The organism is Agrobacterium sp. ST15.13.013 (assembly GCF_027956525.1).
Lineage (GTDB): Bacteria > Pseudomonadota > Alphaproteobacteria > Rhizobiales > Rhizobiaceae > Agrobacterium > Agrobacterium salinitolerans.
In genome coordinates this window covers 99,429-111,744 of sequence record NZ_JAQKGP010000009.1, presented here as the reverse complement: position 1 = coordinate 111,744, position 12,316 = coordinate 99,429, and the positions used below count along the sequence as shown (strand labels likewise).

Below are 12,316 nucleotides of genomic sequence, written 5' to 3'. Positions count from 1 at the left end.
ATAGCCGGAGCAGGAAACTGGAATTTCTGGAGCAGGACATGGCAGCACCCATCCGTTACCACGAAGGCGATATTTCCGCCGAAGATGCCGCGCGTTACAACGGCGCCATCGCAATCGATACGGAAACGCTGGGACTGGTGCCGCGCCGCGACCGCCTCTGCGTCGTTCAGCTTTCGCCGGGCGACGGCACCGCGGACGTCATTCGCATCGCCGCCGGCCAGAGGCAAGCGCCAAACCTCGTGCGGATGCTTGCCGACCCCGCCCGCCAGAAGATCTTTCACTATGGCCGTTTCGATATCGCTGTTTTGTTCCACACCTTCGGCGTGACGACCACGCCGGTCTTCTGCACCAAGATCGCCTCGCGGCTGACCCGCACCTATACCGACCGGCACGGGCTGAAGGATAATCTCAAGGAAATGCTGGAAGTCGATATTTCGAAGGCCCAGCAATCTTCCGACTGGGCTGCCGAGACCCTGTCGCCGGCCCAGCTCGAATATGCAGCCTCCGACGTGCTGCACCTGCACGCGCTGCGCGACAAACTGACGGGGCGTCTCGTGCGTGACGGCCGCCTCGACCATGCCGACGCCTGTTTCGCCTTTCTGCCGACCCGTGCGAAGCTCGATCTCCTCGGCTGGGAAGAAACCGATATTTTCGCCCATAGCTGAGCCTTCTGCCGCTTCGTTTAAGCACTGATTTACCAGAATTGCCTATTCTCGGCCGCAACTTTGGGCGGCCGGGGATTTTCCAGATGATTACTCCGTTACAGCGGACGGCGGGCATTGCAGTCAGCGACCTCATGCGCTCGATGGTTGAAACCATCGAAGAACGCCAGCGCGAAGAGCAGGAAAAGGCCAACGGCACCAAAAAGAACGATGCGGTCAAGACAAACCCGCTCCCGGACGAAAGCCAGCGCGCCGCCAACGAGAAGATAAGCGCCTATCTCTTCGGCGCCATGAAACTCGATCCTGACGCTTTCTTGTCCCTCATCTCCCGGTTTGTTTCTGCGCTTGGCGTCACGCAGGAAGCAAACGAATCGAGCTTTGCCTTCGCAAGCCGGCTCCAGGACGCGCTTACGCTGACCCAGTTCGAAAAATCCGACGCACTGGGAAATGCCAGGAAAATTTCCCTGATATCCTTTGGCGTTTCGGAAGCGCAGGTCGTGGATGTGCTGAACAACGGCGCCAACGCCAAGACCGCCCCCATGGCCGCGCTTGCCGCCCGCATTGCGAAGGGCGCAGGCCTGACCGGCACGGAAGAGGATTTCGGCGAGCAGATGTCGAATGCCATCATGGCGGCGCGCGCGACCCTGCCGAAAAACGTCGACGATCTGGAAGAATCGACCGGCATCAAACAACTCGGCGTCTCCGCCCGGCAGATGATCGCCGCCATCGCCAACCCCTATGGCGATGAGGCGCGCGCCGTTAAGGACGCGCTGAACCACCAGACGCAGAGCGCCAGTTTCATGACGCGTGAAACCCTGAAGGTCATCCAGCGTCTGGAAGACGTCGCCGATCCCAAAACCAAGGAAGAGTTGCAGGCCGAACGTGGTGAAGAACGCATCGGCGAAATCAACGATGCCGAAGTGAAGGCCGAAAGGAAACAGGATATTCAGGCCCGCGATGCGCAGGGCAAGCTTGACGACGTTAAAGAGCTCCAGGACGTCGTGAAGGAGCATATCGATGCTTCCGGCGACGAAAAAACGGCAGGCGACGACCCGCAGGCGCCGGCCGACACGTCATCGGAAACGACACTGATCTCCGTACTTGCAGCTGCGCCCGCTGAGCAGGCCGCCCCGGCGGAAACCGAAAATGTGCCCGCGGAGACAGACACCGGCCGCAATCGGGCCGAGACGGAAACGGACGGCCAAAAACTGCTCGATGCGCAGGCGCTTGTCGAAGACGCCCGCAGAGCCATTTTGCCGATCTCGATCGACGACAATGGCCTTTATGAACTGCTGAAGAAGAAGGCGGCATGATTGCCGCTCCCGATCATTCCCTTGAACAAAACATGATGTGAGTTCAGACATGACCGATATTTCCGGCCTGGCTGGGAGCGCCGCTTACGACACAGAACCCAATGCCGCGCAGGCGCTGCTATCCATGGCCGCCCCGCCGCTCGTCCCCGATGATGCGGCCTTCACCGCGCCCGCTGAGGAAGCCAGCCCCATCGACCCCGCGAACGCTCAACCCGAAAGAAGACTTCCCAAGGCAAGCTGGCTCGACGCCATGCCGCCGGAAGCTTTTGAGACGGCACCCAGCGATCCCGACCATATTTCCTCGGTCAATTCCGACGATAACGGCCTTTACCGGATGTTCATCGGCGTTTCTCCCTAACGGACGCCAATCCGTTGGTTAGCCAAATCTTAATATCTGCAAGCCAAGATTGAGCTTGATGATTCTGTATGCGCTGCAACCGGCATTGCGGCCAGAGGCGTATACGGCGCTCCCGCATGAGCGGGCGAGATGACACCTGTCCATCACCGGCGCGGCGATTTTTTCAACATTCAAGCCAGATGCGGATCACAGAGCCAATGGGGATTGGCCCTTTCGCCGCCAGCGGCGGTCACCGATAGAAACGGAGCGCAGCATGTTACCGCCTGTCGCGAAAATTGCGGCAACCGACGCCGCCTATGGAGCCACGGTTTCACTGACACCGCGCGAGCAGGTGAAAGAGATCGCACCGCCATTGCCGAGCACCCCCGCCCCTGAAAACAGCAGCCTTTTTGCCCGTGCGGCAATCGCCTCCCTTACCAGTGAGTTTCAGCTCTCGCGCAGCACCGCGATTCTCGCGGAAGCACTCGGCAAGCTGATGAACCTGCCCCGGCGGGATGGCGAGGCCATAGAGACCTATGTGACGCGGCTGACGGAAGCGCTCCGCACCCTGCCGGCGTCACAACGCCTGGCGTTGGAACAGCAGGTCGGCAAGGCCCTGCAGGGTCTGACCCTTTCGATGCTCGCCGAAATCCTGAAACAGCCGACCGGACCGGATGCCGCCCGCCTCGCGCTACTGGTCGAGCTTTCCCGTTACAGGGGAATGGATCTTGCGGCGAAGGCGGTGATTTCCTCCTATCAGCAGAACAATTCCTCCAATCCCGCGCCCGCGCAATCGGCCCAGCCGAAACAGCAGAACGCGCAGAGCCAGAATGCGGAAGCTCGCCCGTCTCCGGCCGCGACAGCGCAGGCGGCAAATTCCGCCACCGTCAGCCGGCTCCTGCCGCTGCTCATCGGGCCGCTCGCCCTCAGCGGCGCAGCAATGAAAGCAACGGTGGCGGCGCTAACGGCGCAACTGGACCCCCGGCCTGCGCCTTCCACTCCGCCTGCCGACACACTTGAGATGCCGACCAATGCCGCAAAGCCGGATGGAAGAGCCGAAAACGCGGCACCTCCGCTTCCGCCACAAACCGGCAGCGTGACGAAGGAAGTATCGGCCGAGGTCCGCCCGGCAAATCCGCCCCGCGCCGAAACGGGCGAAGCCCGCCCCGCCCTTCCGCATCGGGAGACGATGAAGCCGGAGCAGAAAGAAATCCGCACGGGATTTTCCCCGCCATCCGGTCCGCTCGCGGACGACGCTGAGACCGTGAACACCCTGCTGCTTGCCGCCACAGCCGGCAAGCTTCCTGCCAAGGCAGCCGGTACACAGCAGCCTCTGCCCACGCCGCAAAGTGGCGCACAGCAACCGCCCGACGACCAGGCCGCTGAAAAAACCACCGTCGCAACGGCCGCCGCCCGCCCCTCGGGTGAAGAAACGGAGACGGCGACTCATCGTCCAGAAGCCCAGCCCCTGCCGCGCGCCACACTGGACCCGGAAGCGAGAATGGCGATGCTGGAGCAATCGGCTTCGCAGTCATTGATCGCCGCCGCCCTGGTAAAAGACGGCACGCCGCTGCCGCTCATCGCCTATCCGCCGGCGGACGAAGACTATGAATCGGAAACACCGCCACGCGGAGGCGGTCCCTTTTCCGAGGATGAGGCGGAAGGTGAGGCCGAGACCGAGGCTGAAAATTCCGATGGTCAGGATGATACGGAAGAACGCATTGCTGCCAATGACCCGACCGAAGAGCAGGAAAGCACGCCTGCAGCGGCTTCCGACGACAACGCGGAAAATTATTATCTCAAGATGAGCGGCATGCTCTGACAAGCGGGGGCCATTGCCCGCCCACCGGCGCGACCTGGAAGCAACAAAAAACCCGCCGGAAAATTCCGGCGGGTTCTTCATTTCAAAGATCGGAGCGATTATTCGCCGCGGTTCTTCAGAGCCGCGCCGAGGATGTCGCCGAGCGAAGCGCCCGAGTCGGAAGAACCGAACTGTGCGACGGCTTCCTTCTCTTCAGCGATTTCCAGAGCCTTGATCGAAAGCATGACCTTGCGGTCCTTCTTCGAGAAGTTGACAACGCGGGCGTCGACAACCTGGCCAACCGAGAAGCGCTCAGGGCGCTGCTCGTCACGATCACGGGAAAGGTCCGCGCGACGGATGAACGAGGTGAGGTCTTCGTGGTTGACGAGCTTCACTTCGATGCCGCCATCGTTGACCGCGGTCACTTCAGCGGAAACGACTGCGTTCTTGCGCAGGTCGCCGGAAGAAGCGGCTTCGCCAACAGCGTCCTTGCCGAGCTGCTTGATGCCGAGCGAGATGCGTTCCTTCTCAACGTCAACGTCGAGAACGACAGCCTTAACGACGTCACCCTTGTTGTACTCTTCGATGACCTGCTCGCCCGGACGGTTCCAGTCGAGGTCCGACAGGTGAACCATGCCGTCGACATCGCCTTCGAGGCCAATGAACAGGCCGAATTCGGTCTTGTTCTTGACTTCGCCTTCGACTTCCGTGCCAGCCGGATGGCTGTAAGCGAATGCCTGCCACGGGTTTTCAAGCGTCTGCTTGAGACCGAGCGAGATACGGCGCTTGGACGGATCGACTTCGAGAACGACAACGTCAACTTCCTGGCTCGTGGACAGGATCTTGCCGGGGTGTACGTTCTTCTTGGTCCAGGACATTTCGGAAATGTGGATCAGGCCTTCGATGCCCGGCTCCAGCTCAACGAATGCACCGTAGTCGGTGATGTTCGTGACCGTACCGGAGATCTTCTTGCCAACCGGGTACTTGGCGGAGATGCCATCCCACGGATCGGACTCGAGCTGCTTCATGCCGAGCGAGATACGGTGGGTTTCCTGGTTGATGCGGATGATCTGAACCTTGACCTGCTGGCCAATGTTGAGGATTTCCGAAGGATGGTTGACGCGGCGCCATGCCATGTCGGTAACGTGCAGCAGGCCGTCGATGCCGCCGAGGTCAACGAACGCACCGTAATCGGTGATGTTCTTGACGACGCCGTCAACAACCTGGCCTTCTTCGAGGTTCTGAACGATTTCAGAACGCTGCTCGGCGCGCGACTCTTCGAGAACCGTACGACGCGAAACAACGATGTTGCCGCGACGCTTGTCCATCTTGAGGATTTCGAAGGGCTGCGGGTTGTGCATCAGCGGGGTAACGTCGCGGATCGGACGAATGTCGACCTGCGAACGCGGCAGGAACGCAACAGCGCCGTCCAGATCGACGGTGAAACCACCCTTGACCTGGTTGAAGATGACGCCTTCGACGCGCTCGCCAGCTTCGAACTTGGCTTCGAGCTTGACCCAGCTTTCTTCGCGGCGAGCCTTCTCACGCGACAGAACAGCTTCGCCGAGAGCGTTTTCGATGCGCTCGACGTAAACTTCGACTTCGTCGCCGACCTTCAGCGTGCCGTCCTTGGACTTCGCGCCGAATTCCTTGAGCGGAACGCGACCTTCGACCTTGAGACCGACGTCAACGATCGCGACGTCCTTCTCGATTGCCGTTACGATACCCTTGGCAACATAGCCTTCGGCAAGATCGTTCGAGGCAAAGGATTCTTCGAGAAGCGCTGCGAAATCGTCGCGCGTGGGGGTAGATACTGACATGAAATCTCCTGAATGCATCCGCGTGAGCGCGAATACAAAGCGCCGGTGGGCTAGTGTTGTTGATACCCGAACCCATGCCCGCCTTTTCAAAAGGCTTTCCGGCGCAAGGACATGTCTTCAGGCAATTCCGGACTAAACGCAGAGGGCGGCAAGCCGTTCCGCGAAAAACCTATCTCTTCAGGGCGGCGTCGATAATCGTGCGCGCGGCCTGAAACGCCGCCTCTATACTCATTTCCGACGTATCTAGCAAGTGCGCGTCTTCAGCCGGCTTCAACGGGCTGTCGGCGCGGCCCATATCGCGCTCGTCGCGCTGTTTCACCTCGGCGAAAATGGCATCATAATTGCCATTGCCGCCATTGGCCAGAATTTCGTCATAACGGCGCCGCGCCCGTACATCGGCAGAGGCCGTGACATAGAGCTTCACCGGCGCGTCAGGGCAGACAACCGTGCCGATATCGCGGCCGTCAAGCACCGTGCCCGGCTCTCTCAAGGCAAAAAGCTGCTGGGCCTTGACGAGCGCCCGCCTCACCGGCGTCATGACAGCGATTTTCGACGCCGCCTCGCCAATCTCGTGCCGGGAAAGAACGGCGCGGTCTAGCCCGGCAAGATCGAGTTCCAGCGCCATTTTTTCTGCGACCGCTTCATTATCGAGCGGCAGGCCGGCATCCAGAAGCGCTTTGGCCGTTGCCCTGTATGTCAGCCCGGTATCGAGATGATGAAAGCCATAGGTCTCCGCGATCTTCCGCGAAAGCGTTCCTTTGCCCGCCGCAGCCGGCCCGTCTATGGCAATCGTAAAGGTCATGAAGCGTTCCGTCCGTGCATTCGTCGTCATTATAATAAAGTGTGCAAAGCCTCTCCTATTACATCAGCATTGACGCATAGGGCTTGCGCCAGCGGAGGCCGCACCCGAAGTTTGTCTTTGACACGAAAGAGCGCAACGATTAAGGGGACCGGCTATAAATTTTACCGTCTATGCCGGTTTTACGGCGTACACACCGAAACTCATTCGACAATTTGAGGCTTAGACAGTGGCAAAAGCGGAACTTGGTACCAAGCGCACAGACCCCGATACCGGCAAGAAGTTCTACGATCTGAACCGCGATCCGGTCGTTTCTCCCTACACCGGCAAGTCCTGGCCGCTCTCCTTCTTCGAGGAAAGCACCGCCCAGGCCAAGATGGAACAGGCTGAAGAAGAGGAAGTGGCGGAAGTCGATACCGAAAACACGGAAGTCGAACTCGTCTCGCTGGAAGATGCCGACGGCGACAACAGCGGCGACGATATCCCTGATCTCGGCGATGACGACGACGTCGAAATCGATGACGACGACGACACCTTCCTCGAAACCGACGACGAAGATGATGACGACGATATGTCCGGGATCATCGGCGTACCCGGCGACGACGAAGAAGCTTGATTTTACTTGATAATTCGGCCCGACGACAAAAAAATGACGCCGGGCCGTTTTTTATGCTTGCACTCGCCGGAAAGCCGCAGTAGTAAGCCGCCACCGAACGGAACAACAACCGCTTCGGTTCCCGGAACCGGAAGAAATGCCGGAACCCTTATGGGGCTATAGCTCAGCTGGGAGAGCGCTTGCATGGCATGCAAGAGGTCAGCGGTTCGATCCCGCTTAGCTCCACCAAATCTCCAAGACGAAAATATCTCGCATTCGGCTAACCAGTTTATCGTTGTGCGGCACCGCCTGAAGCAATCGTTATTGCAACAACGCCCGCACATCCTGGCCGTTGATCCGGCACTCCACAGACCGGGGCGCACTGCCCTGCTCACCCACCTCGCGACATTCCAGATAGCGGCCGTGCAGACGCTTCTGCAGCGCCTTGAAGGCATTGAGGCCGCAGGCGTAACGGCGACCGTCGGGGCCGGTGCAGACGCGGTCGCGTTCGACCTCCTCCACACCAGCGAACTGGAATTCCTGGCCGTTGAAGGTGAAGCGGCTGCTGGAGATGACACGCAGGCGCTGGTCCGCGTGCATTTTCAGCGGATAAAGATCGGGAGGCGGCGGAATGCGCTCGTAATTTTGGCTACGCGGATCGACCCGCACCGGCGAGGTTGTCCATAGCAGTTCCGTATTGGCCGCAAGGCCCGCTGGCGCCGACGTCGCCTCACCATTGATAAGGGAGGCGATGCGGATGCCGGCTATGCCGAGGCCAATGGCCAAGACGATCTGAAACAGCAAAATTGCGATCTGCCGGACCATTCCACCGCAACATCAAAACGATGAACGAACTAAAATCGATCGGCCGCCGCCTCGCGAGGAGGTTCGCCGCTTATCACATCAATAAAACCTTGCTGGCACTGACATCCCGCACTGTGCCCATGGCCATGATCGGGATCCGATCGCCATCCAGGATCACTCTTCCCGTTGTCCGCAGCCAGCGGAAACCGCCGGATTTAAGCATAATGCGGTATTCCTGATCATAAAACACGCCGTTTGTCAGCGAATTATAAACCGCCTTGGCGACACGCTCCCGCGAGCCGCTTTCGATCTGCGCGATGAAATCTTCGACCGGGATGCCGCAGGCGGCATCTTCCGGCGAAAATTCCCGCAGGCGGGCGGCCACGGCATCAAGGTAAACCAGATTTTGCCCGACATTCCAGGTGTAGTAACCCACAAGTGTCTCTTCGAGAGATATGTTTTTCAGCATCGGCCTTCTACAGTCTGAAATGCTCGTGCGGCTCTGTACCATATCAGACGACGGACGACTAACTACAAGAATTCATCTTTTTGTCTGATGGCGTCCCGTTTTCAGTAAGGCTACTTATCGACAGCCCTTTTTGGCCGTCATGTTGGCGAAGCAACCTTCTTGTGCCAAAGAAGATTGATCTTGCGCCAACGACCAGAGGAGCCGCCGTGACCATCGGCCTTGCCCATGCCGAACTCATCGCCGTCGTCACCGCCATCACCACGGATGAGCCGCGGGTCATGACCGTTCGGGAAGGTGCAGCGCTTCCGTCGGGACCGTTCGAATTCGGGCACAGAACCCTCCAGAGCGGACTGCGGGAATGGATCCACGAACAGACCCATCACCCCGTGGGCTACCTCGAGCAGCTCTATACTTTCGCCGATCGCGACCGCAATAACGACATTTTAGGCGGCAGAACCATCTCCATCGGTTATCTCGGGCTGGTTCGCGAACAGGAAGCCTCCGGCGGCAAACGCCCGCTCTGGCACGGCTGGTACGAATATTTCCCCTGGGAGGATCACCGTCAGGGACGCCCGGACGTTCTGGAAAGCATCATCGACAAGCTGCGCGCCTGGGCGGATTCCGATCCCGCCGCGAAAAACCAGCGCCATTTGCGGGCCGATTTCACCTTCGGGCTGGATGGCGGCGGCTGGAACGAGGAATTGACCCTGCAACGTTATGAGCTGCTTTATGAGGCCGGGCTGGTCGCGGAAGCGCAGGGCGAACCGCGGATCAATTTCGGCAGGCCGATGTTTGCCGATCACCGCCGTATCCTTGCCACCGGCATCGCCCGTCTGCGGGCCAAGATCAAATATCGCCCCGTGGTGTTCGAACTGATGGCCGACGCCTTCACGCTCCTCCAGCTGCAGCGCGCCGTCGAGGCGCTGGCCGGCCTGACGCTGCACAAACAGAATTTCCGCCGGCTGATCGAACAGCAGCAGCTGGTGGAAGAAACCGGTGAGATAGCGACCGAAACCGGCGGCCGCCCGGCAAAGCTCTTCCGCTTCCGCCAGACTGTTCTCGATGAACGCGCCCTTTCCGGAACGAAACTACCACTCTCCCGCAATTGACATATGCTCACAATGAGAATATGTCTTTGCTCTAGATATACTCAATAAGAGTATAAATGGGAGAGCACCGTGAACGAGCAGATTTCCGCCGCCAGCCTTTATGATCGCGTCGCCCGCGTCATTCCCAAGGCCGAATGGATGGGCTTTCAGGAGGATGTGGAGGCGATCCTGGCGCTAAAGCGCCAGCGCAACGCCGTCATCCTCGCCCATAATTACCAGACACCGGAAATCTTCCACGGCGTCGCCGATATCGTCGGGGACAGCCTCGCCCTTGCCCGCAAGGCAATGGAGGCGGAAGCGGATGTCATCGTTCTGGCCGGCGTGCATTTCATGGCCGAGACGGCAAAGCTGCTCAATCCGGAAAAAACCGTGCTCATTCCGGATATGGCAGCCGGCTGCTCGCTCGCCGATTCCATCACGCCCGAAGACATCGCACTTCTCCGCAAGGCCTACCCCGGCGTTCCCGTCGTCACCTATGTAAACACATCAGCGGCGGTGAAGGCCGCTTCGGATATCTGCTGCACGTCGGGCAATGCCCGCCAGGTGGTGGAATCGCTCGGCGTGCCGCGCGTGCTGATGTTGCCGGATGAATATCTGGCGAAGAACGTGGCCAAGGAAACCAATGTCGAGCTGATTGCCTGGCGCGGCCATTGCGAGGTGCACGAGCTTTTCACCGCCGATGACATCAGGGAATTGAGAGAAAGCCATCCCGGCGTCGTGGTGCTGGCGCATCCGGAATGTCCGCCCGATGTCGTCGAGGCTGCGGATTTTTCCGGCTCCACCGCCGTCATGTCGGATTACGTCGGCCGCGAGCGCCCCGCCCGCGTGGTGCTTCTGACGGAATGCTCGATGAGCGACAATGTCGCCGTGCATCACCCGGATGTCGAATTTATCCGCCCCTGCAATCTCTGCCCGCATATGAAGCGCATCACGCTTGGCAATATCCGCGCGGCCCTTGAGGAAAACCGCCACGAAGTGACGGTCGATCCGGCCATCGCTGCCGCCGCCCGCCGCGCTGTGGAAAGGATGTTGGAAGTATGAGCGCATTTTCGCCGCAGCGGGACTGGACAGTCATCGTCGGCAGCGGCATTGCGGGCCTGATGGCGGCGCTAACGCTTGCGCCGCAGCCCGTGCTGCTTCTGACACGCGGCGTGCTCGGCGGCGAGACCTCCAGCGCCTGGGCTCAGGGCGGCATCGCGGCAAGTCTCGGCCCTGATGACCGCGCGACCCTGCATCTTGCCGATACGCTCGCTGCGGGCGATGGCCTTTGCGATGAAGATCTGGCCGTTGAGATTATATCCGCGGCCCCCGCCGTCATCGATGCACTGGAGGGGGCGGGCGTCAGGTTCGACCGGGACGCCTCAGGCAACTATGTCTTCGGGCTGGAAGCCGCCCATAGCCGGCGGCGCATTCTCCATGCAGAAGGCGACGGGTCGGGTGCGACGATCGTCAGGGCGCTTGCAGCCGCCGTTCTTCGCACGCCGTCCATCACCATGCTGGAAGGCACGGAAGTGCGCCGCCTGCTGACCGAGGACGGCGTCATCGTCGGTCTCGCCTGCATTGGGCCAAAGGGCTGCTTCACTTTACCGGCTACACAGGTCGTTCTCGCCACCGGAGGCCTCGGCGGGCTTTATGAGGCGACGACCAATCCCTCCGGCAACTTCGGGCAGGGCATCATGCTCGCCGCCTGCGCCGGCGCCATCCTCGCCGACATGGAATTCGTGCAATTCCACCCAACCGCGCTTTCCTCGCCCCGACGGCCGCTGGCGCTGGTGAGCGAGGCGGTGCGGGGCGAAGGCGCGCTGCTTCTCAACGAAAACGGCGAACGTTTCATGGCGGGAGTTCCGGGTGCGGAACTTGCCTCGCGCGATATTGTCGCCCGCGCCATCGACCGCGAAATATTGCGTGGCGGCAGGGTTTTTCTTGATGCCCGCAAGGCGCTCGGCACGGGCTTTTCCACCCGCTTCCCCTCCATCGACCTGCTCTGCCGCGAAGCCGGGATAGACCCCGCCCGAGAGCTCGTTCCGGTGCGCCCGGCGGTGCATTACCATATGGGTGGCGTCGCCACCGATGGCAAAGGCCGAAGCTCGGTGCCGGGTCTTTGGGTTGCCGGCGAAACCGCCTGCACGGGGCTGCATGGCGCAAACAGGCTTGCCAGCAATTCCCTGCTGGAAGCGGCCGCCATGGGCATGCACGCGGCAGAAGATATTGCTGGCAGGCGCACTTATCCTGGAAAAAAGCCAGCTGAAATCGCAACACTCCCCGCACCTGACTTCCCGGCAGTCGACCTCTCTTCCGTGCGGCCCATCGTTTCCCGCCATCTCGGCATCGTAAGACAGGCGGAAGGGCTGACGGGCGCAATCCGCGATCTTCTCCCACTGACCGAGCGGAACGGCCCGGCATCCGATCCCGCCCTTGTTGCCCTTGCCATCGCCGTCTTCGCGGCGCTGCGCACGGAATCGCGCGGCGCACATTTCCGCGATGATTTTCCCGAAAAGGATGCGACGACCACTAGGCGCAGACTGAGCCTCAGCGACGTCCTCGCCATCGCCCACGAATTTTCCTCCTCCAGCCATTCTTCGGCCAGCCTTGCGCGGAGCGCCTGAC

At 60.5% G+C, this 12,316-nt stretch carries 12 protein-coding genes and 1 tRNA gene; 9 read left to right on the top strand and 4 right to left on the bottom strand.

What is annotated here, in order from left to right:
• Window positions 1-38: 38 nt before the first annotated feature.
• From PL597_RS11600 to PL597_RS11585, 4 genes are all read left to right on the top strand, one after another.
• Window positions 39-665: a ribonuclease D gene (locus PL597_RS11600; protein ID WP_077984817.1), complete on the top strand. Its 627-nt coding sequence runs from the start codon at window positions 39-41 to the stop codon at window positions 663-665.
• An 83-nt stretch (window positions 666-748) separates the two neighbouring features.
• The gene (locus PL597_RS11595) at window positions 749-1,975 is read left to right on the top strand and encodes a hypothetical protein (RefSeq protein WP_191218056.1); all 1,227 of its coding nucleotides are present in this window, start codon (window positions 749-751) and stop codon (window positions 1,973-1,975) included.
• A gap of 49 nt (window positions 1,976-2,024) precedes the next feature.
• The gene (locus tag PL597_RS11590) at window positions 2,025-2,333 is read left to right on the top strand and encodes a hypothetical protein (RefSeq protein ID WP_137412480.1); all 309 of its coding nucleotides are present in this window, start codon (window positions 2,025-2,027) and stop codon (window positions 2,331-2,333) included.
• 253 nt (window positions 2,334-2,586) lie between these two features.
• A complete protein-coding gene (locus tag PL597_RS11585; protein ID WP_191218055.1) occupies window positions 2,587-4,134 on the top strand; it encodes a hypothetical protein in 1,548 nt (515 codons plus the stop codon).
• Window positions 4,135-4,232: 98 nt separating this feature from the next.
• Here PL597_RS11585 and rpsA read toward each other — a convergent pair whose 3' ends face one another.
• Together rpsA and cmk are read right to left on the bottom strand one after the other, a co-directional pair.
• Window positions 4,233-5,933, bottom strand: a complete 1,701-nt coding sequence (gene rpsA, locus PL597_RS11580; protein WP_063947182.1) for a 30S ribosomal protein S1 — start codon at window positions 5,931-5,933, stop codon at window positions 4,233-4,235.
• Between the two features lie 169 nt (window positions 5,934-6,102).
• Window positions 6,103-6,735, bottom strand: a complete 633-nt coding sequence (cmk, locus tag PL597_RS11575; protein ID WP_191218054.1) for a (d)CMP kinase — start codon at window positions 6,733-6,735, stop codon at window positions 6,103-6,105.
• A gap of 226 nt (window positions 6,736-6,961) precedes the next feature.
• On the opposite strand from cmk, the gene PL597_RS11570 reads away from it, so the two are divergent.
• Together PL597_RS11570 and PL597_RS11565 are read left to right on the top strand one after the other, a co-directional pair.
• The gene (locus tag PL597_RS11570; protein ID WP_063947181.1) at window positions 6,962-7,348 is read left to right on the top strand and encodes a TIGR02300 family protein; all 387 of its coding nucleotides are present in this window, start codon (window positions 6,962-6,964) and stop codon (window positions 7,346-7,348) included.
• Window positions 7,349-7,500: 152 nt separating this feature from the next.
• Window positions 7,501-7,576 (top strand) — tRNA-Ala (locus tag PL597_RS11565).
• 72 nt (window positions 7,577-7,648) lie between these two features.
• Here the strand turns inward: PL597_RS11565 and PL597_RS11560 are convergent.
• A complete protein-coding gene (locus PL597_RS11560; protein WP_191218053.1) occupies window positions 7,649-8,152 on the bottom strand; it encodes a thermonuclease family protein in 504 nt (167 codons plus the stop codon).
• Between the two features lie 73 nt (window positions 8,153-8,225).
• Window positions 8,226-8,600, bottom strand: coding sequence for a PAS domain-containing protein (locus PL597_RS11555; RefSeq protein ID WP_077984811.1), 375 nt, complete (start codon window positions 8,598-8,600; stop codon window positions 8,226-8,228).
• 206 nt (window positions 8,601-8,806) lie between these two features.
• Between PL597_RS11555 and PL597_RS11550 the strand changes: the two genes are divergently transcribed.
• The 3 genes from PL597_RS11550 (at window position 8,807) to PL597_RS11540 (ending at window position 12,315) form a co-directional block, all read left to right on the top strand.
• The gene (locus tag PL597_RS11550) at window positions 8,807-9,709 is read left to right on the top strand and encodes an NUDIX hydrolase (RefSeq protein WP_191218052.1); all 903 of its coding nucleotides are present in this window, start codon (window positions 8,807-8,809) and stop codon (window positions 9,707-9,709) included.
• Between the two features lie 69 nt (window positions 9,710-9,778).
• Window positions 9,779-10,750 (top strand): quinolinate synthase NadA, encoded by a 972-nt coding sequence (gene nadA, locus PL597_RS11545; RefSeq protein WP_191218051.1) that lies wholly within the window; start codon window positions 9,779-9,781, stop codon window positions 10,748-10,750.
• Window positions 10,747-12,315, top strand: coding sequence for an L-aspartate oxidase (locus PL597_RS11540; protein ID WP_191218050.1), 1,569 nt, complete (start codon window positions 10,747-10,749; stop codon window positions 12,313-12,315). Before nadA ends, PL597_RS11540 begins: the two co-directional genes overlap by 4 nt.
• Window position 12,316 lies beyond the last annotated feature (1 nt).